The 23,225-nt window shown below is 71.4% G+C and carries 18 protein-coding genes; 5 read left to right on the forward strand and 13 right to left on the reverse strand.

From position 1 onward, the window contains the following. Positions 1 to 12: 12 nt before the first annotated feature. Both ACFWTE_RS04395 and eccCa read right to left on the reverse strand, forming a co-directional pair. Positions 13 to 1,353 carry a hypothetical protein gene (locus ACFWTE_RS04395; RefSeq protein WP_378777908.1) on the reverse strand — a complete coding sequence of 447 codons (1,341 nt, stop codon included), beginning with the start codon at positions 1,351 to 1,353 and terminating at the stop codon, positions 13 to 15. A 357-nt stretch (positions 1,354 to 1,710) separates the two neighbouring features. Then, positions 1,711 to 5,679 (reverse strand): type VII secretion protein EccCa, encoded by a 3,969-nt coding sequence (eccCa, locus tag ACFWTE_RS04400; RefSeq protein WP_378777982.1) that lies wholly within the window; start codon positions 5,677 to 5,679, stop codon positions 1,711 to 1,713. Positions 5,680 to 5,898: 219 nt separating this feature from the next. Between eccCa and eccD the strand changes: the two genes are divergently transcribed. After that, positions 5,899 to 7,233, forward strand: coding sequence for a type VII secretion integral membrane protein EccD (gene eccD, locus ACFWTE_RS04405; RefSeq protein ID WP_378777909.1), 1,335 nt, complete (start codon positions 5,899 to 5,901; stop codon positions 7,231 to 7,233). Positions 7,234 to 7,604: 371 nt separating this feature from the next. Here the strand turns inward: eccD and ACFWTE_RS04410 are convergent, their stop codons facing one another. From ACFWTE_RS04410 to ACFWTE_RS04430, 5 genes are all read right to left on the reverse strand, one after another. Then, positions 7,605 to 8,102 carry a GerW family sporulation protein gene (locus ACFWTE_RS04410; RefSeq protein WP_378777910.1) on the reverse strand — a complete coding sequence of 166 codons (498 nt, stop codon included), beginning with the start codon at positions 8,100 to 8,102 and terminating at the stop codon, positions 7,605 to 7,607. A 202-nt stretch (positions 8,103 to 8,304) separates the two neighbouring features. Then, positions 8,305 to 10,389 carry a WD40 repeat domain-containing serine/threonine protein kinase gene (locus ACFWTE_RS04415; protein WP_378777911.1) on the reverse strand — a complete coding sequence of 695 codons (2,085 nt, stop codon included), beginning with the start codon at positions 10,387 to 10,389 and terminating at the stop codon, positions 8,305 to 8,307. A 282-nt stretch (positions 10,390 to 10,671) separates the two neighbouring features. Beyond that, positions 10,672 to 11,721 (reverse strand): aldo/keto reductase, encoded by a 1,050-nt coding sequence (locus ACFWTE_RS04420; RefSeq protein ID WP_378777912.1) that lies wholly within the window; start codon positions 11,719 to 11,721, stop codon positions 10,672 to 10,674. Between the two features lie 83 nt (positions 11,722 to 11,804). Further along, positions 11,805 to 12,128, reverse strand: a complete 324-nt coding sequence (locus ACFWTE_RS04425) for a putative quinol monooxygenase (protein ID WP_378777913.1) — start codon at positions 12,126 to 12,128, stop codon at positions 11,805 to 11,807. Between the two features lie 153 nt (positions 12,129 to 12,281). Beyond that, positions 12,282 to 12,662, reverse strand: coding sequence for a hypothetical protein (locus tag ACFWTE_RS04430; RefSeq protein WP_378777914.1), 381 nt, complete (start codon positions 12,660 to 12,662; stop codon positions 12,282 to 12,284). A 627-nt stretch (positions 12,663 to 13,289) separates the two neighbouring features. On the opposite strand from ACFWTE_RS04430, the gene ACFWTE_RS04435 reads away from it, so the two are divergent. Continuing rightward, positions 13,290 to 14,531 carry an MFS transporter gene (locus ACFWTE_RS04435; RefSeq protein ID WP_378777915.1) on the forward strand — a complete coding sequence of 414 codons (1,242 nt, stop codon included), beginning with the start codon at positions 13,290 to 13,292 and terminating at the stop codon, positions 14,529 to 14,531. Between the two features lie 179 nt (positions 14,532 to 14,710). Here the strand turns inward: ACFWTE_RS04435 and ACFWTE_RS04440 are convergent, their stop codons facing one another. Further along, positions 14,711 to 15,574 carry a SigB/SigF/SigG family RNA polymerase sigma factor gene (locus ACFWTE_RS04440; RefSeq protein WP_378777916.1) on the reverse strand — a complete coding sequence of 288 codons (864 nt, stop codon included), beginning with the start codon at positions 15,572 to 15,574 and terminating at the stop codon, positions 14,711 to 14,713. Between the two features lie 643 nt (positions 15,575 to 16,217). Here ACFWTE_RS04440 and ACFWTE_RS04445 point away from each other — a divergent pair. Together ACFWTE_RS04445 and ACFWTE_RS04450 are read left to right on the forward strand one after the other, a co-directional pair. Continuing rightward, on the forward strand, positions 16,218 to 16,475 hold the full coding sequence (locus tag ACFWTE_RS04445; protein ID WP_378777917.1) for a hypothetical protein: 258 nt from the start codon (positions 16,218 to 16,220) through the stop codon (positions 16,473 to 16,475). A 168-nt stretch (positions 16,476 to 16,643) separates the two neighbouring features. Next, positions 16,644 to 17,426, forward strand: coding sequence for a GNAT family N-acetyltransferase (locus ACFWTE_RS04450; RefSeq protein ID WP_378777918.1), 783 nt, complete (start codon positions 16,644 to 16,646; stop codon positions 17,424 to 17,426). 50 nt (positions 17,427 to 17,476) lie between these two features. Here ACFWTE_RS04450 and ACFWTE_RS04455 read toward each other — a convergent pair whose 3' ends face one another. The 5 genes from ACFWTE_RS04455 to ACFWTE_RS04475 form a co-directional block, all read right to left on the reverse strand. Next, entirely contained in the window at positions 17,477 to 17,785 is a 309-nt protein-coding gene (locus ACFWTE_RS04455; RefSeq protein ID WP_378777920.1) for a winged helix-turn-helix domain-containing protein, read from the reverse strand. 25 nt (positions 17,786 to 17,810) lie between these two features. Beyond that, complete coding sequence (locus ACFWTE_RS04460) at positions 17,811 to 18,254, reverse strand: hypothetical protein (RefSeq protein WP_378777921.1); 444 nt, start codon at positions 18,252 to 18,254, stop codon at positions 17,811 to 17,813. A gap of 184 nt (positions 18,255 to 18,438) precedes the next feature. Next, positions 18,439 to 20,256, reverse strand: coding sequence for an acyl-CoA dehydrogenase (locus tag ACFWTE_RS04465; RefSeq protein WP_378777922.1), 1,818 nt, complete (start codon positions 20,254 to 20,256; stop codon positions 18,439 to 18,441). 352 nt (positions 20,257 to 20,608) lie between these two features. Beyond that, on the reverse strand, positions 20,609 to 20,914 hold the full coding sequence (locus ACFWTE_RS04470) for a YrhK family protein (RefSeq protein ID WP_378777923.1): 306 nt from the start codon (positions 20,912 to 20,914) through the stop codon (positions 20,609 to 20,611). Between the two features lie 10 nt (positions 20,915 to 20,924). Beyond that, positions 20,925 to 22,199 (reverse strand): FAD-dependent oxidoreductase, encoded by a 1,275-nt coding sequence (locus ACFWTE_RS04475; protein ID WP_378777924.1) that lies wholly within the window; start codon positions 22,197 to 22,199, stop codon positions 20,925 to 20,927. Positions 22,200 to 22,446: 247 nt separating this feature from the next. On the opposite strand from ACFWTE_RS04475, the gene ACFWTE_RS04480 reads away from it, so the two are divergent. Beyond that, a complete protein-coding gene (locus ACFWTE_RS04480) occupies positions 22,447 to 23,052 on the forward strand; it encodes a suppressor of fused domain protein (RefSeq protein WP_378777925.1) in 606 nt (201 codons plus the stop codon). Positions 23,053 to 23,225: the final 173 nt, after the last annotated feature.

A 23,225-nucleotide genomic window follows, 5' to 3' on the forward strand; every position in this document is an offset into this window, starting at 1 on the left:
CGCGGGCGGCGGTCACGTCAGCCCCGCCACACGGGGGACCTGTTCCCCCCGCGCGTGCTCGCGCACGAGCACGGCGCCGGGAACCTCCTGGAAGGTACCCGGGCCAAGGGCCTCCTCGACCTTCCAGATGCTGTCGATCCCGCTGAGATCGATCTCCACGGGTAGCGCGATCGTTTTCTCGGAACCTTCCGCGTCCCAGTCGAAGACGGCGACCTCCATGTTGTCCTCCTCCTCGGACCACCTCGGTTTGAGGAACGAGTCCTCCAGGGGGAGCTGCCCGGAGACGGTGCTCCCGACCTTGTTCTCGTCGGTGACGACCGTGCTCCGCACCGAGCCCGAGAAGTCCCGCACCTCGAAACGGTCCTCCCACTCCCCGTTCCCCAGACGTTCGGAGCGGACCGCCAGGTACCCGTGGGGCAGGACGCGCAGCACGGTGTCGTCGGGTTCGGAGGGGAGGGCCTCGGCCAGGACCTCGCCGTGCACGGTGTCGACCACGACGGTGCCGCGCAGCAGTGCCATGTTCTCCAGCACGGCCACGTCTCCCACCGCGGCGAACCCCTCCCTGGGGAGCTGCTCCGGGTGTTCGGCCCCGTCGTCGAAGTCCTCTCCGCGCACGAGGCTCCACTGCTCCTCACCGGTGGCCGTGTCGAGCCCGGCCATGCGCAGGTCGGCGCCACCGCACGAGTAGACCACCACGACTCCGCTGGGGGTGAGGAAGCCGTCCTCGACCCGTGGGTCCCCCGTGCCCTCCGGGCACCGCAGACCCCCGTTGCGCCAACCGGGCCCGTCGTCCCACGGGGCGAAGGAGACGACGACTCCCCCGGGGCCGTCGGCCTCCGCCGTGACCAGCCCGTCGTCGGTCACCAGACCGGCGCCCCGGACCGACAGGTGGTCCGCTCCGGCGCTGCCGTGTTCGATCACCCGCACCTCCACTCCCGTGCCCGAGTCCAGGAGCGCGAGGGTGCCGCCCGCGCTCACGGCGACCAGCGAACCGTCGGGGGAGACGGCCACATCGGCCTCGGACTCCAGGAGGCCGTAGCTCCATGTCTCCTTCCCCGTCGTGGGGTCCAGACCGACAGCGCCGTCGGTCAGGTGCAGGACCGCGCCGGTGGGCACGGGGAGGATCTTGCGGAGCTCCCCGGCCCGCGGGCCCTCCCAGACCCACGAGGCCTCGGAGACCGTGGTCGGCACCGCGAGCTCTTCGAGCTGGTCCCCGGACATCTCGTGGACGACCTCGTAACCGGCCAGCTCCCGGGTCTCCTGCCCGGAACCGGGCAGGACCGCGCAGCCGGACGTCCCGAGGAGGAGCACGGCGGTCGCCGCCGCCAGGGCCCAGACTGTTCCTGCGTTCATGGTCAACCAGGTTGCTCTCAGATGTCTTCTCGCGGCACTCGGGGTTCGGCCGTGGTTTCCGGGGCCAGGGAGCTGCCCCCGCGTCCCGTGGATCCCCCGTCGCCGCGTCGGAGCCTGTTCCGAGTGGGCACGATGTCGGGGACGAAGAACATTGAATCGGATGAACGTCACGAAAGTTTCGCGAACCGGCACACCGGGGCAGGGAACCCGCAGGTGGGCCGCGGGCTCTGCGGCCGTGGCCGCATCCGGCCACATGCGTCCCGGCCGCACACCCCGGCCACCCGCCTTCCAGGACACACATCCGGCCCGCATACCCGGCCCGCACACCCTCCGGAGGGCGCAACGGGCCTCGTCGGTCTACGCCGGGGACTCGCTCCAACCGACCTGGACCAGGTCGGGGCGCTGCCCCCGTCGTGCCAGCTGGGCGCGTCCGGTCGGGAGCTGCTTGGACGCCGTGCCGTTGGCCAGGCGCCCCTCCATCCGGTCGCCGGAGAACAGCATGCCCGGCGTGGCCATGTCGGTCAGCGCCTGGAGCACCGGCTCGAACATCGCCCGCGCCGAACCACCCGTGCGCCGGGCCGCGATGACGTGCAGACCCAGGTCGGCGCCCTGCGGGATGAACGGGGCCAGCGGCGCGAGCGGGTTCGACCGCGCCCCCAGCATGTCCATGTCGTCCACCACGATGAACAGGTCCAGGCCCTTCCACCAGTTGCGTTCGCGCAGCTGCTTCGGGGTGACGTCCGGCCCCGGCATGCGCTCCTTCAGCGACCCGGCCAGGTTCGCCGCGACCGCCTTGGTCTGCTCCGCGCTCGTGCAGTACGCCAGGAGGTGGTCCTCCGGGACCAGCTCCAGGTGGCTGCGGCGGAAGTCCACCATGACCACGCCGACCTCGTTGGCCGGGCGCTGGACGATCTGCCTGACCAGTCCGCGCAGCAGGGCGGTCTTGCCGGTCTGCGGGTCGCCGTACACGACCAGGTGCGGGTCCCGCTCCAGGTTCGTGGTGACCGGTGCCAGCGAGCTCTCGGCCATGCCCAGCACCAGTTCGGTGTCGCGGCGGCCCCTCGGCGTACGCCGGCCCTTGAGCAGCTCGTCCAGCTCGACCTTGGCCGGCAGCGTCTTGACGCCCTGGACGGCCTTTTGCGGCCACCGTTCGCCGATCCGCTTGACCAGGTCCCGGATCCCGTCGGTGACGTCCTCGTCGGACGCGACCCCGTCCACCCGGGGCAGTGCCACGTGCGTGTGGTGCTCCGCCGAGGTCAGGCCGCGCCCGGGGGTGTCCTTCGGGATCTCGTCGGCGACCTTGCGGCCGATCCCCGAGTCCATGGGGTCGCTCAGCCGCAGCTCGAACCGGCCGCCGAACAGGGCCTGCAGACGGGAGCGGACCTGCGAGGTCGCCGCCCCGGTCAGCACCGTGTGCACGCCCAGGGACGGGCCCCGGGTCGCGATGTCCATGAGGACCTCGTCGGCCTCGTCGAAGGTGTCGCGCACCGACGACCAGCCGTCGATCATCAGGAACAGGTCCCCGACCACGTTCCCGGCGACCTTCCCGTCCGCCCGCGCCTGGCGCAGCGCGGCGGGGGAGTCCAGCTTGTACTTGCGGAACACCCGCTGGCGCCGGTCGAGCTGGGCGCGCACGTCGACCAGCACCCGCTGTACCTTCTCGGGGTCGGCCCTCCCGGCCACACCCGCCACGTGGGGCAGGTCCTCCATGGCCTGCAGGGCGCCGCCGCCGAAGTCGATGGCGTACACGCCCACGCGGCCCGGCGGGTACCGCCACGCCAGGCTCGCGACGAGCGTGCGCAGCATCGTGGACTTGCCGGACTGGGGGCCGCCCAGGACGATGACGTTGCCCTCCGCCCCGGTGAAGTCCATCTCGGCGGGGACGACCCGCTGCTCGCGGGGGATGTCGGTCAGGCCGAGGACCGCGCGCATCTCCGAGGCGGGGGGCTCGGTCCCGGGGCCCTCCAGGTCGTCCCCCTCGCCCAGGTCGGCGAGCACGGTGTCGAGGGTGAGCAGTTCGGGCAGCGGCTCCAGCCAGATCGGCCGCACCTTGTCGGCGCCCGAGGCCACCAGCCGGTCCACGGTCACCTGGAGCGTGGTGCGCTTGTCCTTCCTGGGCTTGGACTCCTCGCCCTTGGCGCGGACCGACGCCATGAGCGACTCCACCAGCGAGCCCTCGCCGGTCACCTTGCTGAGGCCGTTGTAGGACAGCAGGGGGAGCACCGGCTCGTGCTCCTCCTTCTCCTCCTCGGCGGGGGGCTCGTAGGGCTGGGAGACCATGGCGGCCTTGAACCGCTCGAAGACGGAGGTGTCCACCTTCAGGTAGCCCGAGCCGGGCTCGGGCGGCAGGTGGTAGGCGTCCCCGACCCCGATCGCCTCGCGGCTCTCCGCCTCGGAGAACGTGCGCAGGCCCACCCGGTAGGACAGGTGCGACTCCAGGCCCTTGAGCTTGCCCGACTCCAGGCGCTGGGTGGCCAGGAGCAGGTGCACGCCGATGGACCGGCCGATCCGGCCGATGGCCACGAACAGCTCCGCGAAGTCCGGGTGCGCGGTGAGCAGCTCGGAGAACTCGTCGATGATGATCAGCAGGTGCGGCAGCGGCTCCAGGCCCGGATCGTCCTCCCGGGCCGCCTCGTAGGCGTGCAGGTTGGGCAGGTTGCCCGCGTCCTTGAGGATCTGCTGCCGCCGTGTGAGTTCACCGAAGGTCGCCTCCCGGAACCGCATCACCAGGGAGTCGTCGTCGGCCAGGTTGGTGATCAGTCCGGTGCTGTGCGGCAGTCGGTCGGTGTCGGCGAAGGTCGCGCCGCCCTTGAAGTCGACCAGCAGAAGCGCCAGCGACTCGGGGGAGTGGTTGATGACCAGCGACGCCACCATGGTCCGCAGCATCTCCGACTTGCCCGAACCGGTCGCGCCGACCACCAGCCCGTGCGGGCCCATGCCGCCGAACGCCGACTCCTTCAGGTCCAGCAGCACCGTGTTGCCGTTGGGACCCACACCGATGGGAACGCGCAGGTAGTCGCCGGTGCTGCGCTTGCGCCAGGTGCGGCGGGTGTCCAGCTGGGCGACGTCGGCCACCCCCAGGATCTCGGGGAGGCCGACGGTGGCGTGCATGGCGTCGTCGCCGTCGGAGGCCGCGATTCCGTACGGGGACAGGATGCGGGCCAGACTCGTCAGGTGGGCGACACCCGACCGGTCGGCGGTCCCCTGGAACGGTGTGCGTCCGGGGCTGTCGTCGGCGCCCGGGTTCTCGGTGTCCTCGGTGAGGGTGCCGTCGGCGTCGACGTTGAGCCGCAGGTCCACCGACTCCGGCTCCTCGCGGCGGTCCGCCACCAGGGCGATGATGTGGATGCCCAGGTCGGCGAGGGAGCTGACGGGGGGTTCGGCGTGCAGCCCGGACAGGGTCGACTGGTGCTCCCCGTCGAGGACCACGACGAGGCGCTGCGTCCCGGGGCCCGGCGGCTTGCCGCGCCGCCGCTGGAGGTCGACGGTGCGCCGTTCGATCTCGTCGGCGAGCAGTTCGGCGACCTGCACGGTGTTGCCGGACACGAACCGGGCGGGCATCGGCCCGTCCTGGGCGTCGTCGAACGTGTTGTGGGGCAGCCACTTGAGCCACTCCCACCTGTCGCGCAGCTTGGTGTCCCGCACCACGCCGATCCGCAGGTCGTGCGGGGAGTGGAAGGTGGCCATCTGGGCGATCATGGAGCGGACCAGCCCGCGCCCCGCCTCGCGGTCTCCGACGACCGACACCACCCCGTGCTCCCGCAGTGGGACGACCAGCGGCATCTCGGGGACGTCCGCGTACAGCTCGATGAGCTGGTCGGCGGCGCCCTGGCAGACGGGGTCGTACTCGATGAGCGGCGACGAGGTGTCGACCTTGAGCTTCAGGCGTCGGGAGAGCGGGCGGGTGCCGGTGCCGGCGCGGACGTCGAGGAAGTCGGGGTCGGCGGGGCGCCGCTCCCACCTGCGCGTCCGCGACCTGGCGGGTTCGGTGAGCAGCGACGGATCGGGGTGGCGGAACGCGTTGTCCGCACGCTGGGTCGAGGTGACGTCCCGGACGATCTCGCGGAGCTGGTCGAGGTAGTCGACGTACCGCTCGCGCTGCTCCCGCATGCGCTTGCGGGGACCGTTGTGCTGGGCGACGAACATGATGATGCCGACGACCACGCTGGCCATCATGATCATGACGCCCGCGACGGCCATCAGGGGCCGGTGGCCCATGGTGATGGACATCAGGAGGGACCCCGAACCGGTGATGATCGGCATGATGATCATCGCCCCGGAGCTGGACGCCGGTGCGTTCTCCGGCAGTTGCGGAGGGGCCGCGATGACCAGGGGCGTGTTCCCGGGAGCAGGCGGAACACTGCGGGCAGGGCGGGGCACAGGTCTCGTCGCCACAGCGCTCTCTTTCCGTCCACCTACGGGGGTTGGTGTCTGGGTGACTACGCTAGGAATGATCTCGCGAACCCCGCGAATCACCTAATTCGCGTCCGTCCTCCCCCTCCGCGGTGGATACCGCCCCCGACGACGACAGAAGGAACCATTGGTGTGAGTGGATACTGCCGGGTCACCGTCACCGGGCCGGAGCGCTGGGCCGATCTGGCACTCCCCGGCACCGTTCCCGTGGCCACTCTGATGCCGCGCATCATCGAGGTGTGCGCCCCCGACGAGGAGCGGACAGAACCTGCCGCGTGGTCGCTGACCACGGTGGACGGGTCCCCCGTGCACCCGGACGAACCCCTGGAGAGCGCGGGGGTCTACGACGGCGACGTGCTGCTGCTGGACCGCCGCACCGCGCCGAGCCGACCCTCGCACGTGGACGACGTCCGCGGTGCCGTCGAGGACCGGGTCGACGAGACCGCGCGCATCTGGAACCCCACGACGACGCTGTCCTTCGGTCTCCTCGTGGCCAGTATCGGCCCCTTGCTCCTCCTGGGGCTGATGATGTGGCTGCGCCCGTCCGTGGGGCACCTGGGCATCGCCTCCGTGGGAACCCTGTTCACGGTCGCCGTCATGCTTCTCGCCGCGCGCAGGCCGCTGCCCGCCGTCGCGCACGTGCTGTTCGCGGCGGCCTGCGTGTGGGGAGGGGCCACGGCGGTCCTCGCCGCCAACCTGGTGACGAGCACGAACCCGCTGGTGATGGCGGCCTTCGCGCTCTCCGGGGCGCTTCTGGTCGCGGTGATCGGCTGGGCCCTGCACGAGACGGGGCTGGCGTACATCTCCGGGCTCGGGGTCGTCGCGGTGGCCGCGGCCGTCCTCGTGGTGGTGGGGATCTTCACCGAGCCGGTCCAGGGGGTGCGGTCCATGGGGATCGCCCTGGCGCTCTGTGTGGGCGCGCTGCCGCGCGTGGCCATGGTGATGGGCGGACTCTCCGGGCTCGACTACGAGGTGGGGCGCTCGGGGCAGGTGCCCACGGAGCGGTTCGAGGACACGTACGGCAACACCGACCGGCTGCTCATGGGGATCGTGCTGGGCTCGTCGGTGAGCGGCGGTGCCGTCACCGTTCTGCTCGCCGTCCTGGCCCAGGGGCCTCCCGACCTGCTGCTGGGCGGGCTCCTCTCGATCCTGCTGGTGCTGCGCTCGCGGCTGTTCGACCGCATCCGGCACGTGCTGCCGCTGCGGCTGGCGGGGGTGCTGGGTCTGGGGGCGACGGGCGTCGCGGTCGTCGTCGAGTACCCGTTCATGGGCCCGTGGCTGCCGCTGATCGTGCTCCTGGCGGGGATCGTGCTCGGGGTGCTGAGCTGGGTGCGGCTGACCGACGTGCCGCGCGCCTCGCTGCGCCGCCTGCTCAACTGGACCGAGATCCTCGTCATCATCGGGATGTCCGCGGTGTTCGCGTGGTCGATGGGGCTGTTCGCCTTCGTCGCCCGCATGACCGGCTAGGGAGTGTTTTTGAAGGTTTTCGGGTCGGCGGGCGGCCGTCCGGGCGATCTCTCGCAAGGCGATGTGCGGCGTTCGGCCTGGTCGTGCTTCGCGAGCGCAGAGGCGCAGCGAGGGGAAGCCTGGTGGACGCGAGCCCGGCAAGGATGCAAAAAACACGACCTGGGTCGGAGTGCGCAAGGGTCCACCGGTGCGCGCCCCCTCCGCCGCGATCTTGTACTTGTAGCTCCCAAGGCGCCGAAACCGTCTACAGGTACAAGATCCTCAGGGCCGGAGGCCCCTGCGGCCCACGGGCAACGCACCCGGTCGGCCCGTCCCACCCCGGTGGGCACGGAGCCGTGCGTCCAGGGCCGGAAGAAATGAGCCGGAACCGGTCAGGCGTGCTGCTCCGCCTCGGGCCCAGAGCCCCCGGCCGGGGGCTCCACGGCTACCTTGCAGCGCGCGCTGAGGTGGCGACGGCGGCGCGCCTCGCGCAGCGAGACCCCGACGATGCGGGCGGCCGTGAACCCGGCGATCACGGCGAGCGGGAGGACGAGCATCGTCACAGGCTGGCGGATGCCCTGGAAGCGCACCCCGGCGTCGTCGAGGACGATGAACCCCGCGGGCCGGGCCCGCACGAACCCGCCGCCGCCCGCGCCGTCCCCTCCCGCGGCCAACAGGCGGCTGGAACCCCCGCCCATGCTGGTGAGGGACGTGATCCGGGCGACCGGGACGACCGTGGAGCCCCCTGACGACACCGGGTCACCGAAGACCGTCGCGGACCGCGCGGCCATCCCGGTGTTCCGGACCAGTTCGGACAGGACGGACAGCGCGGGGCTGGTACGGCGGCTCGGAGCTGCCTCTCTGATGCGGCGAGCGACGGATTCCGGCATGGCCTCGGGTCCTTTCGGGGTGTGGGCACGTGCTTTCACGCTATAGCGCGTAGGACGGAACCGGGTGCTTCGGCGCGTCCGGGGAGCCGTGACCGCAACGGCTCCCCCGACGCTGGCGGGGTCGGCGATGTCCACCTGGCTCTCCCCGTCCCGGTCGGGCAGGGCGGTGCGGACGCGTGACCGGTTGCGGCCCAGGACCAGGTCAGTCGCCGATCACACCGAGCAGTGACAGGTCGGTGTCGTAGACGGCCAGGTCCCCGGTGTCCGCGCGCAGCCCGGCGAGCCGGGACCCGTCCGGGGACAGGGCGAGCGGGAACAGCTGCGGGAGATCCGGTCCGAGCCGGGCGCTGGCGGCGTCGCTGTAGTCCCACGCCATCGTGCTCCCGGACCCGGCGTCCGGGGACAGCAGGGCGGCGAACACCCGGCCGCTCGCCTCGCTGTACGCGACGTCCACCAGGAAGTGGTCCTCGTCGTCGGGCACGAACTCGCGCAGGACGCGCTCGTTCTCCGGTTCGACCAGCAGGACGCGGTCGGAGCGGATGAGCAGCACCCCCGAACCGTCGGGCAGGATGTCGAAGGCGTCCGCGCCCACCTCCGAGCGTTCGCTGACCAGTCCCAGCGGGTCGATGTCGGCCGCCCCGGCATGCCACACCGCGACCCCTCCGTCCACCTCGCCGCCCGCGACCCGCGTGCCGTCGGGCGAGTACTGGATCGAGCCGAGGCTCCCTGACCCGGGCAGGGCGGACGTCAGCTTCCAGTCCTCCGTGTCGTACAGGTGCAGGAACCGCGCGCCGGGGTCGCTCTGCACGCCCACGGCCAGCGAGGACCCGTCCGGGCTGAAGGCGGCGGACCGGACGGGCCGCTTCGGGCCGACGGTCCACGCCCTGCCCGTGCCCAGGTCGGTCACGGCGGCCCCGTCGAGGGTGCCGTAGGCGATCCGGCAGCCGTCCGGACTGAAGGCGGCCGGGGTGGGCGGCACCGTGGCCGCCTCGTTGTCGATCCGGGCCAGGGGGCGCGACCCCTCCCAGTCCCACAGGGTCACACGGTCGACCTGGGAGACGGCCAGGACGGTGCCGTCCGGGGAGAACGACAGTTCGAGGGGGACCCCGGTGGGGAACATGACCTGCGGCGGTCCGGTGGGGGTGAGGTCCTCCGAGATCTGTCCGGAGGCGGAGCAGTCGCGGGCGGCGCCGGCCCCCCCGGCCGCCTCCCAGGCAGGGAGCGCGACGGCGTACAGGCCCGCGCTCGCGAGGAGGGCCACCACGCCGAGGAGCGACGCGGCACGCAGCGCGAGCCGGCGGGGTCGCCGTGGACCGGTACGTGCGGAGGGCACCGGACGCGGGCCGGGGACGAGGGCCGCCCAGGGGTCGGGTGACGCGGTGCCGTCGGCCTGCGGCGCCGCGATCGAGCGGTAGGCCCTCTCGGCCTCCGTGACCACGGCGTGCGACCGCGGCGGAAGCCACGGGGCGCGCGGCGGTTCGGCCGGGAGCGGCCCGCCGAGGTGGTCGAGGACCTCCTGGGCGGTCGGCCTGTTCTCGGGGAGCTTGTCCAGGCACGCGGTGACGAGCGGGCGCAGGGAGTCGGTGACGCCGTCCAGGGCGGGCGGCTCGCGCAGGACCCGGTACAGGACGTCGGAGGGCTCCCCCTCCCCGAAGGGGTCGGCCCCGGTGGCCGCGAACAGCAGGGCCCCGCCGAGGGAGAACAGGTCGCTGGGCGGGGTGGCGGCGCCGCCGGAGAGGTGTTCGGGCGACAGGTAGGCGGGGGAACCGACACCTTCGCCCGGGCGGGTGAGCCGGGCGCCGTCGACGGCCCGGGAGACGCCGAAGTCGATGAGCCGGGGCCCGTGCGCGTCCACCAGCACGGTCGAGGGTGTGAGGCCGCGGTGCACGGCGCCCGCGGAGTGCACCGCGGCCAGCGCCTCGGCGAGCCCCCGGGCGAGGGTGGTCACCGCTGTCGGGGGAAAGGGGCCGGCGCGCCGTACGAGCGTGCGCAACGTGGGGCCGGGCACGTACGCCGTGGCCGTCCAGGGGACGGGCGCGGACAGGTCGTGGCCGAGGTGGGGCGGGGTGAAGCGGTTGCGTATGCGCGGCGCGAGGGCGGCCTCGCGGGCGAAGCGCGCACGGAAGTCGAGGTCGACGGCGTATGCGGCGCGGACGACCGTGACGGCGGCGGGGCACCCCTGATGGTCCGCGCCCAGGTACACGCGGCCCATGCCGCCGGAACCGAGATGGGCGATGATTCGGAACTCCCCGAGCCGGGTGGGCTCGTCGGGGTTGAGGGGTCGCATGGGTCCTCTGGGGCCAGGAGCGGAGGACGACCCGGGGCCCGTCAGGAGTGGCCCGGTACGTCTGCCGGAGGGTGCTCAGGAGCCACCGTAACGCGAGAAGGTTGCTGGAAGAGCACGATTCCGACCGGTTCGCAGGGGGTGTATGCCCTTATGTCACCCTTTGGTGTCCCAGGTCCGAAGATCTGTTCTGTCCGACCTCGCCACCCGGCGCCGTGCACGGCCCTCCCGGCGTCCGCACGCCCCATCGGGACGCTGCGGACTCCGGGACGGCCCGGTGTGCCACTACGGCCGGGAGGCGGTGGCCCCGGCCCAGATGTTGACGTCGGAGTCCACCGCCCACTCGTCGATGCGCCGCAGTTCCTCCGGGGTGAACCCGGGGGAGTCCAGCGCCGCGAGGTTCTGTTCGAGCTGCTCCACGCTCGAAGCACCGATGAGAGCGGTCGTCACGGTGCGCGGCCCCTGGTCCCGCAGCACCCAGGAGATCGCCATCTGGGCGAGCGTCTGGCCGCGCTCGGCGGCGATCGCGTTCAGGGCGCGGGCGCGCTCCAGGACCTCCTCGGACAGCATGTTGTCGCGCCAGCTCGGGCGGCCCACGCCCGCGCGGGAGTCCGCCGGGACGTCCCCGCCGAGATAGCGCGGGGTCAGCACGCCCTGCGCCAGCGGTGAGAAGGCCACCACGCCCATCCCCTCGTCAGCCGCCGTGTCCAGCAGCCCGCCCTCCACCCACCGGTTGAACATCGAGTACGACGGCTGGTGCACGGTCAGCGGGGTGCCCAGCTCGCGCATGATCCTGGCGGCCTCCCGGGTGGCGGCGGGGCCGTACGACGAGATGCCGGCGTACAGCGCGCGGCCGGACACCACCGCGTGGTGGAGGGCGCCCATGGTCTCCTCCAGGGGCGTGTCCGGATCGGGCCGGTGGCTGTAGAAGACGTCCACGTAATCCAGGCCCATCCGGGCCAGGGACCGGTCCAGCGACGACAGCAGGTACTTGCGCGACCCGCCCTGCTGGTGGGGGCCGGGGCCCATGACCCACCCGGCCTTGGTGGTGATGACCAGCTCGTCCCGGTAGGGGGCGAAGTCCTCGGCAAGGGCGCGGCCGAGGTTCTCCTCGGCGGCGCCGGGCGGCGGCCCGTAGTTGTTCGCGAGGTCGAAGTGGAACACGCCCAGGTCGAACGCCCTGCGCAGGATGCGGCGCTGGTTCTGCTGGTCGCGGTCCGCGCCGAAGTTCTGCCACAGGCCCAGTGACAGGCGGGGCAGGTGCAGCCCGCTGTCACCACACCTGCTGTACTCCGTCGTGTCGTACCGTTCCTCGCGCGCCGTGTAGGTGCCCACGGACCGCCCTCCCATCGTCGGATGACCGACCGGCAGACTAACCCCTCCGGCGGTTCGACCGCAGGGGCGGCGGCCCGGAACGACTACTCGTCGACGGTGAGCTCGCCCATCCGGTCCCAGCCCTCGCCGTCCACGACGCGGCTGACGATGAGCGGGGTCTCGGCGAGGAGCGGCTTCATGGCGGCCAGGCCGGCGCGGAAGTGGTCGCTGTTGACGTGGGCCTCGCCCGTGCCGTCCCGGAACGCCTCGACGAGGACGAACTCGTCCTCGCGCTCGACGCTGCGAGACCACTCGAACCACAGGTTTCCGGGCTCGGCCCGGGTGGCGGCGGTGAAGTCGGCGACCTCGTCGAGGAAGCGGTCGACGGCCTCCGGCCTGACCCTGTACTTGACGACGATCAGGATCATGGTTCCCGGTCTCTCCTCACTGTGCTCTGTGTGCTGGGGCGGGGGACACGGGGTGTCCCCCACCCCAGTGTTCCAGAGCGTCGGAGGTCCGGGGCGCGCGGAAGCACCGGGCGTCGGCCCAGGCGGGAGGTGCGGAGAGGGAGCGCGGAGGCGTCAGGCGGCGACCGGCTGGCGGGTGGCGCCGAAGCCGTGGCTGTAGACGGGCTCGGGCCCCCGTGCGAAGGGGTTGAGGAGTTCGGCGGCGCCGACCGGGTCGCTCGCGGGGTGGGAGACCGTGCCGCCGTGGAACAGGTCGTTCCAGAAGAAGCGGCCGTCGCGGCACCAGACGTTGACGTCGCGCTGGACCGACATGACGGCCATCTCGGTGGTACCCGACCAGTAGAACTGGCGCTGGGTCGCTGCGACGAGCTCGCCCAGGAGCGCCGTGATCGCGCGCTCGGCGCAGAACGCGTGACGGGGCTTGTGCTTGATTCGTCTGGCGAGTGCCGACTTCGCCCGGGAGGCCCGGGGATTGTTCAGGCGCCAGTGACTCAAGGTCGTCTCCAGTAGGTCTCGGTTGCCGCGGTGCTGACCGTGTGTGCTCCGTGCGGCCACGTCGCCGCGGTTCGAGGGGTTCCGCCCGTCCTGAGACCTTGGCGGTTTCCCTCCACAAAGTTGGGGAGGTGTGAACGGTGTCGTTACCTCGTAGTTATCCTTTGCGCTCCGGATGCTAGCAGCAACTCACCCCTTGCAGTCGAGGCTTCTGTGAGTGACCAATGTCACATTTAACGAAAGGGTATCGACTGTGCAAAGACAAGAACCTGCTGTTCAAGCTCTTGTTTTCGATCCTTTGTTCGAACCGTGAGGGGTGGATAAAGCGCCTCTAGTCCCGCACGTGTTGTCGTGAGTCTCACCCGTTTTGGCGACTCTTGGCTTGCTTTTGGTGACTCATGGTGACTCTGTGCAGGTTGCGAGCTCTTGACTCTGTCAAGTCCGGGTCTTGCCGAGGACGCGTCCCCCCGCGTCTTCGGGCGTCGCCGGGTTTTGCGCACCCTGTCACCCCGGTGTAAGGGACGGGCCTGCGCTTGGAGGACACTGGAAAGGTCGGACGAAACGGAGAGAAGTCGCCCAGTGACACAGACTGAGACATCCGGTGACCGGACTACACCGGAGGGGAGCGCCATGTCCGCCGAGCCCACGGGAGGCGCCCGCGCCTGGCTCGTGTGGGGAGTCGCCGTCGCCGGGTACTTCCTGGCGATGCTGCACCGCAACGGACTCGGTGTCGCCGCGCTGGAGGCCCAGGCCCGGTTCGACGTCGGTCCCGCACTGCTCTCCCTGCTGCCGATGCTCCAGCTCCTGGTGTACGTCCTCCTCCAGGTCCCGGCGGGCCTGCTCGCCGACAGGCTCGGCCCCCGCTACACGCTCGTCATGGGCATGGCGGCGATGGTGGTCGGATCCTGCCTGTTCGCGCTCGCGCCCGGCATCGAGACGGCGGTCGCCGGACGGTTCCTCATCGGGCTCGGTGACGCCCTGGTCTTCCTCAACGTCATCAGGCTGGCCGCCCTGTGGTTCCCACGTGCGCGCTACGCCCTCGTCAGCGGCCTCACCGGCGTGGTCGGCGGCACCGGCCAGGTGGCCAGCGCCGCGCCCCTCGCGTGGGCCCTGGGCGAGGTCGGCTGGGTGGTCGCGTTCCTCTCCACCACGGCCCTGACCGCGCTGATGGCGCTCCTCGTGCTGCTGGTCGTGCGCGACCGCCCCGTCGGCGCCGCCGGGCGCTCCACGGTCGCCGACCCGATCTCCGTCTGGGCGTCGCTCAAGGAGGCGCTCCGCGCGCGCGGTCCGCTCATCGGAATGGCGCACCACGCGGCCGTCATGGCGCCCTTCACGATGATGATGGTGCTGTGGGGCTACCCGTTCCTCGTGAGCGGCCTGGGGCTGGAGGAGGGCACCGCGGCGCTCACCCTGACCGGTCTGGCGGCGGGAGGGCTGTGGCTGGCCCCGTTCGTGGGCATCCTGGTCGGCCGCCGCCCCCACGTGCGCAGGTGGCTGGCACTGACCCTCGGAGCGGTGCTCAGCGCCGGCTGGGTACTGCTGGTCGTGTGGCCCGGGGGCCCGCCTCTGCCGGTCGGGCTGACGGTGATGGCGGTGAGCGCGGTGGGCCAGACCCTCGCACCGACGATCTCCTTCGACTTCGCCCGCGACGGGATCCCCGCCAGCCGGACAGGCGTCGCCTCCGGCCTGGTCAACATGAGCGGCTTCACGACCGCCGTGCTGTGCACGGTGGCCGCGGGGGCGATCCTCCAGGCGCTCCCGGAGGGGCCCGAGTCCTACCAGATCGCGTTCGTGCCGATGTGCGTGACCACGGTCGCGGCGACCGCCGCGCTCTACTACTTCGTGCTGTCCCGCCCGCGCTCCCGCGCGTAGGCTCCGGGAACACCACCGCTTCTTCCGCGCGCGTGCGCGGGCGGGCGCGCGCGGGAGTGTAAGGACCGGCCGGGCCCTGCGGCGGAGACACGCCGGAGCCCCTGCCTCCTGCCCCGTGGCGCGGGCAGGGGCCGGGCGCGGCCCCCGCGCGCCCCCGGCCCCTGCCCGCGCCACGGGTCTCAGGTGCGGGCCTTCGCCGTCGACTCGCCCATCTCCGTGCGCAGCCGCTCCAGCACCCCGGACAGGAGCCGGGACACGTGCATCTGCGAGCAGCCCATCCGGTCGGCGATCTCGGCCTGGGTGTGGTCGCAGAAGAAGCGCAGTCCCAGGAGTTGGCGGTCGCGCTCGGGAAGGCGGGCCAGCGCCGGCTTGAGGCTCTCCCGCTGGTCCACCAGCTCCAGGGCGTGGTCCTTGCTGCCCAGGTGGTCTTCCAGGCGCATGGACTCCTCCTCGGCGCCGGAGGTGTCCGGGGCCTCCAGGGAGAGGCACTGGTAGGCGTTGGACGCCTGGGTGAGCTGGTTCACCTCGTCCTCGGTCATGTCCATCTGCCGGGCCAGTTCCGCGGTGGTGGGCGTGCGGGCATGGTCCTGTTGGAACTCGTAGGTCACCCTGCGCAGCCTGCTGCGCTCCTCCTGCTGGGAACGGGAGACCCGCATGGCCCAGGTGTGGTCGCGGAAGTGGCGCTTGACCTCTCCTGCGACCGTGGGTACCAGGTAGGCGACGAACGGCTTGCCGTACGAGGGGTCGTAGCCGCGCATGGCCTTGGTGTAGCCGACCATGGCGGCCTGGTACAGGTCCTCAAGCGGTTCGCCCCGGCCCTGGTAGCGGCGCGCGATCTTCTTGGCCAGGGGCTGGTGGAGCAGTACGACGCGCTCTCGGAGCCGGTCCGCGCGGGGGTCGTTCTCGCCCAGGCGCCTCGCCGCGACCAGCAGTTCCTCGGCGGAGGAGTTCTCGGCCGGGGTGCGTGTGCGGGGGCGGGGGAACGGTTGTGTCCGCTTCGGACCGGAGTTGGGCGTCTTCGTGGTGGTGATCGTGTTCGACAAGAGGGCTCCCGGGGTCTGGTGTGTGACCGGTCAGAACGCCGGTGGCGTCGGCGATGAAGAACCGGTGGGGATGGGTGGATCGAGGGTGGAGAGAATTTCCCGTGGACCTTCTATATTCCCTCAATTTAGCTTCTAAAAGCCCTGGGCAGATTTTTTTAAATATATCCCGGGCTCCCCCCGTCGTCACCCGCTGTGATTTCTTTCGGTTTTTTGTGATCTTTTTCGTATGGGGGATGACACGTTTAGGTGTCCTGTGCTGCTGTGGGATCACGCGTGCGCTCCTGTGATGTGTGGGCGGTATAAATTTCCGAGGGCGCGCGTTTTTATATTCAGCTAATAATGGATTAGGTGCTGGTCAGGTGGTGTGTCAGCTGTTTTTGAGTCTCATTTGAGGGGGTTTTGGGGTGCTCATGCGGAGGGCTGTCCGTGCCGGGTAATTTTTTTTCTACTGCTACGGTGGTAATAGGACGGGATTTTTGCCCACACCCTGGTGGGTGCCCACTCGCCCTCGGAAGGGATCAGGATGAATGGAAGGAACCGAAGGGCCAAAAATTTGAGCGCTAGTGAGGCCGTCCAACAGGCAGCACTGCATTGGACGAGCAGCCAGGAATTTCAGAACCGCTCCGCTGATCAGCGGGATCTGGTGCGAGAACGGGAGCGCAACAGCGACCTGGCCCGGCGAGTCCAGCGGTTGGAGGCCGGTGTCAGGCTCTGGTCCCGCACCGTGCGGGCCCTGGCCCGGAGGCAGCGGGAGCTGGAGGAGGAGGTCTCGGGACTGCGCCGACGGGGTGGCAGGGTCGGCGACCAGCACCGCCTTCTCGCCCGGGACCACGACGGAGTCGACTCGGAGTCGCTGGGCTCCATCACCATCACCGAGGAGCGCGGCCGTATCGTTTCCTGACTGCCCGGCATCTTGCGGCGCAGGTACGGGCCACACCCGGAGGTGCTTCCCGGGACGGCCCGGGGCTGCCCCCGCGGAGGAGGCCCCGGGCCGTCCGGGGCGCCGTGCGGTGCGGCCCCGGGCGAAATCCGGTTGACCGGGACCGACACCCCCGTGGTGTCATGGCCTGTGACGAACATCGAAGGCCTGCTCGCGGCCTATGACGAGCAGTTGCGTGGAGCCCCCTCCGACCTTCCCCCCGGGGTGTCGGTCGAGCGGGACGGGCCGGTTGTCCGGCTGGTGGGAGGACACCGGGGACTCGTTACCGCGCCGCCCCGCCTGGGCGTGCACGGCGACGAACTGGACCGGCTCGTCGCGCGGCAGCGCGACCGCTTCGCAGCGCGGGGCGAAGCCGTGGAGTGGAGGACCCACGGGCACGACCGCCCGGAGGAGCTTCCCGACCGCCTCCGTGCCGCCGGTTTCGCCCCCGAGGAGCGGGAGACCGTCCTCGTCGGCCGCACCGACGTGATCGCCTCCCAGGACCCGCCCGAGGGGGTCTCCCTCCTGCGGGTGACCGAACCGGACGACATGCGCCGTATCGCCGCCATGGAGTCGCGGGTGTGGGGCCTCGACTGGAGCTGGCTGGGCGACGACCTGGACGGCCGGATCGCCGCGGATCCGGACGGTATCGCCGTCATGGTCGCCGAAGCCGGCGGTGAGGTGGTGTCGGCCGCCTGGCTGGTGTTTCGGAGGGGGACCGGGTTCGCCGGGCTGTGGGGCGGCTCGACCCTCCCCGAGTGGCGGGGGAAGGGGATCTACAGGTCCCTCGTGGCGGCCCGTGCCCGTATCGCCGCCGCGCGCGGTGTCCGCCACCTCCACGTGGACGCCTCCGGCGACAGCGCCCCCGTCCTGCGCCGTCTGGGCTTCGAGGGCGTCACCACCACGACCCCCTACGTCTGGTCCCCGTCCTGAGCCGTGGGCCCCGTCTTCGCGGTCCGGCCCGCCCGTCAGCCCGGGGACCGTCAGGCGGGGTCCTCCACGGCCTCCGCGATCTGCCGCAGCGCCCTGATGTGGAGCGTGAGCGCCTCGCGTCCCTCCCTGCTGAGCGAGAGGTAGGTGCGCGGACGCCTGCCCACGAAAGCCTTGCGGACGACGACGTAGCCCGCGTTCTCCAGCGTGGTGATCTGCTTGGACAGGGCGGAGTCGGAGATTTCCACGGCGTCGCGCAGCGAGGCGAAGTCCGACTGTTCGACCGGTGCCAGTGCGGCGACGATCGAGAAGCGCACGGGTGCGTGGATGACGGGGTCGATCGACTTGCGCGGGTGGTTCATGGTCGTTCTCCGGATCTCCGGCCGTTCACCTGGTGCCCCTGCGGAGGCCGACCCGGTTCAGCAGGACGGCGGCGAGGAAGGGGAGGCCGTTCAGCGCCGCGCCGACGGACCACCAGGGGACCGAGCCGGCGAACACGGTCAGGCCCACGGTCACCGTGACGGTGAGGAGGACGACGCCCACCCCTGTCAGAACGTAGTGCACGGCCAGGTGGTGGCGCAGGGCGACGGGACGGCTGTAGGCGTACCAGTTCATCGCCGGCAGGGTGAAGACGGCCACCACGTAGGCCGCCGTGCGGACGGCGGCGCCGCCGGGGGCCAGGCCGACGACGAGGACCATGCAGACCATGAGGGCGCCCAGTCCCGTGACGGTCAGCGCCGTCCAGCGCGCCCCGCCGCGCAGCCTGCGGCCCACTGCCTCGGCGTGCTCCAGGAGCTCTGCCGCCTCCCGCCCGTCCGCCCTCTGGTCCATGGGTTCCTCCTGCTGCCGTGGGCTCGTGGGGTATCCAGCATCGCACATACTTTCCAAATTGGAAACTATTTTCTTTGTCGGTGAGCTGTTCCGTGTGTCCGGCCTCACGGGCACAGGGTCCGCGCACACGAAACGGGCGGGGCGGCCAGGAGGCCGCCCCGCCCGTCGCGGGGTCCGGTACGCCCTAGAAGGCGGACTCGGGAACGTCCATCAGGTCGAGGTCGACGCCCTCGGCCACACGCAGCTCGGCGGCGATGCGCGGCAGGAACTGCTCGGCGAAGAAGCGCGCGGCGGCGATCTTGCCGGTGTAGAAGTCCTTGTCCGCCCCGGCTGCGCCGTCGATGCTGTTCAGGGCCACCTCGGCCTGGCGCAGCAGCAGCCAGGAGAGGACGACGTCACCGAACGACATGAGCAGGCGGGTGGAGTTCAGGCCCACCTTGTACAGCTCGCGCGGGTTCTCGGCGGAGCCCATCGCGTGGCCGACCATGAGCTCGACGAGCTTCTCGATGTTGCCGAGGCCCTCAAGGAGCAGCTCGCGCTCCTCCTTGAGCCGGCCGTTGCCCGCGTCGCTCTCGGCGAAGGCCTTGATCTCGGCCGAGAGCGAACCCAGGGCCTGGCCGCCGTTCTTCACGATCTTGCGGAAGAAGAAGTCCTGGGCCTGGATCGCCGTGGTGCCCTCGTAGAGGGTGTCGATCTTGGCGTCCCGGATGTACTGCTCGATCGGGTACTCCTGGAGGAACCCGGAGCCGCCCAGGGTCTGCAGGGACTCGGCGAGCAGCGCGTAGGAGCGCTCGGATCCCACGCCCTTGACGATCGGCAGGAGGAGGTCGTTCATGGCCTCCAGCTCCGTGGCGTCCTCGCCCTTGGAGTGCGCGATCTGGATCTTGTCCTGCTGCGTGGCGGTGAGCAGGACGAGGGCGCGCATCGCCTCCACGTAGGACTTCTGCGTCATGAGGCTGCGGCGCACGTCCGGGTGGTGGGTGATGGTGACCTTCGGGGAGTCCTTCGCCCCGGCCAGGTCGTTGCCCTGCACGCGCTCCTTGGCGTACTCCAGGGCGTTCAGGTAGCCGGTGGAGAGGGTGGCGATGGCCTTCGTGCCGACCATCATCCGCGCGTACTCGATGACGAGGAACATCTGGCGGATGCCGTCGTGCTTGTCGCCGACGAGGTAGCCGATGGCGGGGTGCTTGTCGCCGAAGGTCAGCTCGCACGTGGTGGAGGCCTTGAGGCCCATCTTGTGCTCGACGTTGGTCACGTAGGCGCCGTTGCGCTCGCCGAGGGAGCCGTCGTCGTTGACCAGGAACTTGGGGACCAGGTACAGGGACAGGCCCTTGGTGCCGGGGCCCGCGCCCTCGGGGCGCGCGAGCACCAGGTGGAAGATGTTCTCGGACATGTCGTGCTCGGCCGAGGTGATGAAGCGCTTGACGCCCTCGATGTGCCAGGTGCCGTCGCCCTGGTCCACGGCCTTGGTGCGGCCGGCGCCGACGTCCGATCCGGCGTCCGGCTCGGTCAGCACCATGGTGGCGCCCCAGCCGCGCTCGATGGCGACCTTGGCGAACTCCTTCTGCTTCTCGTTGCCCTCGGAGAAGAGGATGCTCGCGAAGCCGGGGCCGGCGGAGTACATGTGCACGGAGGGGTTGGCACCGAGGACGAGCTCGGCGGCGGACCAGACCAGGGAGCGGGGGGCGCCGAGGCCGCCGAGCTCCTGGGGGAGGTCGAGGTTGTACCAGCCGGCGTCCATGTAGGCCTGGTAGGACTTCTTCAGGCTCTCGGGGATGGCGACGGTGTTCGTCTTCGGGTCGAAGACCGGCGGGTTGCGGTCCGCGTCCTCGAACGACTCGGCGATGACGCCGGAGGCGAGCCGGTCGACCTCGGCCAGGATCGTGCGGGCGGTCTCCTCGTCGAGCTCCTCGAAGGGGCCCTCGCCCAGTACGTCCTGGCGCTTGAAGACCTCGAAGAGGTTGAACTCGATGTCGCGCAGGTTGCTCTTGTAATGCGTCATGGACAGCTCCGCTGTTTCCTGGCCGCGGTGTCTGTACACGCGGATCTACCGACTAGTAACAAAACAATGTTACTACTGAGTAGCTCCTTATGCCAGTAGTGCGAGGGACTTGTGGCCCGCAAGACACCCATGTGTGGCGAAAACCGAGCTTGTGGCAGGAGACCGACTCCGGGTGGGGACAGGAGCGTTTCCACGCGGGCCGCGCAGCCCCTCCGCCCGACCGCGCGCCCTGGGCTGCCGGGCGTGCGCACCGGCCCACCAGGTCGTTCACCAGGATCGTCCGGTACGACCGCGGGCTCCGGGAACGGCCCGCCGGCGGTGGCCACGGCGCCGGGGGCGTGCGCCGGGGCGGTCAGAAGTCCGCGGAGGAGTCCGGCGGCTCGGTCGAGTGGCCGCCCGACGCGCGGATGCTCCGCACGTGGATCAGCCGGGTGAGCCGGATGACCGGGCGGATCAGCAGTTCGACGCTGCCGAGCAGGAAGCACCACGTCCCCGTGGTCATCCAGGCGGACGAGAAGAACATGATGCTGCCCGCGATGAACCACAGCGCGATGAGCGTGTCGTTCGCGATGCTCAGTGCCTCGTACCGGCGTCGGACGACCAGCTCTTTGCGGCCGACGTGGACGACCAGCGGCCGTTCCGGCTCTGATCCGGGCATGTCGTGTCCCTCACTCTCTCTCGGCGGACCGTTCGGCCCCGACCAGGTCGGCCAGGACCGCTGCCGCGGCCCGTTCACCGCTCACGAGGGCACCCTGGAGCGAGGGCGTGTCCCGGTGGTCCCCGGCGACGTAGAGGCCCCCGCCCACCGCCGACGGCTTGCGCAGGTCGCCCAGCGGCGGCGGTGCGGCGGGCAGGGCGTCCGGGACGTGCACCGTGTCCAGGTGCTCCCAGTCCGTGTCGCGGATGCCGAGGAGGCGGGCCGCCTCGGCGCTCACCCGCTCGGGAGAGGGGCGTTCCGCGCCGACGACCGACGACGCGACCAGTGCCCGCCCGGGCGGAGCGTAGGACGGCGCGGTGGCCGTGAGCACCATGACGCCGGCGAGCCCGATCCCTCCCCGCTTCGAGCGCCCGTCGACGTGCAGGAGCGGGTCGTCGCCGGGCGAGGCCGGACGGGAGTGGTAGTAGGTGGTGGCGGGGTTGAGTACGGGTGCGGCCAGGCCCGGCAGCAGACGGGCCACGGCTCCGGGGCCGACGGCGACCACGACGGCGCGCGCCCGGACGGTCCCGGACTCCGTACGCACCACGCCGGGGGCCACCTCCCGTACGGGGACCCCGAGCACGACGCGCGCACCCGCGGCCTGCGCCGCCAACTGGTCGGAGACGGCCTGGACGCCCGCCTCGGGGACGGTCAGCCTCCCCAGGGCGAAGCTGCGCCACACCAGGTCGTTGACACGGCTGGAGGTGCCCAGGCCGGGGTCGAGGAAGACGCCGGTCAGGAAGGGCCGGACGAGCGTGTTCACGGCCCTCCTGCCGAGGCCGAGCCGCCGCAGGGCCGTGAGGGTGTCCGTCTCGGGGCGCTCCTTGAGGCGGGAGGCGGGCAGGAGCGCGTCCGCGGCCGCGGCCCGCAGCAGACGGACCAGGTCGGAGGGGCGCACCAGCGTTCCCGACAGCAGGGAGAGAGAGGAGAGGGCGCCCCCGAACGACGCCTCCAGCCGAACCAGGTTCCGGTCGGTGCGCACGGCCATCCCCTTGCGGAAGGACCGCAGGCGCAGCGCGTCGAGGTCCAGTCGGCGGCGGACGGCCGGGTAGGCGGTGTTGAGCACCTGGAAGCCGCGGTCGAGCACGTAGCCGTCCCGGACGGTGCTGCGGACGCGCCCTCCCACGGTCTCCTCGGCTTCCACGACGGTCACGTCGAGTCCCGACGCCGCGAGGTCGGCGGCGGCGACAAGACTGGCCACCCCTGCCCCCACGACGACGTCACAGCTCTGCGGCAGATCGGTCACCCGGCCAGCGTAGGCCTGTGCCCGTGCCCCGGCCCGGACGTCGGCCGGTGAGCCGCCGGAGTCTCCCGGGGAAACGCCCCCGTGCCCACGTCTCGGCGGCGGCGTCCGGACCGCATGCCGGGCGCTCGTATCCTCGGACCTGGACGATCACCGGCGGCGGGCGTGGCCGAGCCGCCGCCGGCCCCGGCCTCCATGAGAGCCACCGACGACGGTCACCGCGACCACCGACCTGGAGAGCGACGACGCGATGCTGGAGATGCTGCCCGGACTCGTCCGGATCTACGAGGAGTGGGCGGAGCGGTACCCCGACGTACAGCCGCTGACCGTCCAGTTCGCGGCGGACGGGGAGCCGAACGCCGGGCTCGACGGGGTGCTCGCCTACCCGCTGGACGGCCACTGGCTCCTGGTCGGCTTCGGCCTGACCGAGCTGGGGGAGAAGACCAGCGAGGAGGCCCGGGTGTCCGGGGCGGGCTTCGAGTTCACCTGCAGAGTCCCCCGCGAGGACGGCGACGAGGCCGTGCCCGCCTGGGTTCTCCGGGTCCTGCACGCCCTGGCCGCCCGGTTCCTCTCCGGCAGCGACCTGGACGTCGGTCACTGGATCGTCACCCCGGCACCCCTCGGCGGCGAGCCCGCCAACGGCGACATGACGTCCCTTGTCATCGTCCCGGACGTCGAGGTCCGCGCCATGGACACCCCGAACGGGATCGTCCTCTTCTTCCAGCTCGTCGGCTTGAAGTCCGAGGAGGGGGCCGCCGTCCAGGAGGCCGGGACCGCCGCCCCTCTCGTGGCCCTCCTGCGCGACCGGGACCCGAAGATGCTCACCGACCCCTCCCGGGACACCGTCCGGATCTGACCCGCGCGCCCCGGCGCCCCGGTGGGGCGGGGAGTACGGGGCACGGGGGACCGGCCGCTGTCGGGCCGTGTCCACCAGTCACCGCCCTGGGCCTCGGCAGGAAACGGGCCGCCTTCCGGGCGCGGGACCGGGTTTCCGGGGCCGGGTTCCCGCGGGGACGGCGGTACCCTTCG

Source organism: Nocardiopsis sp. NPDC058631, assembly GCF_042716955.1.
Classification (GTDB): Bacteria; Actinomycetota; Actinomycetes; order Streptosporangiales; family Streptosporangiaceae; genus Nocardiopsis.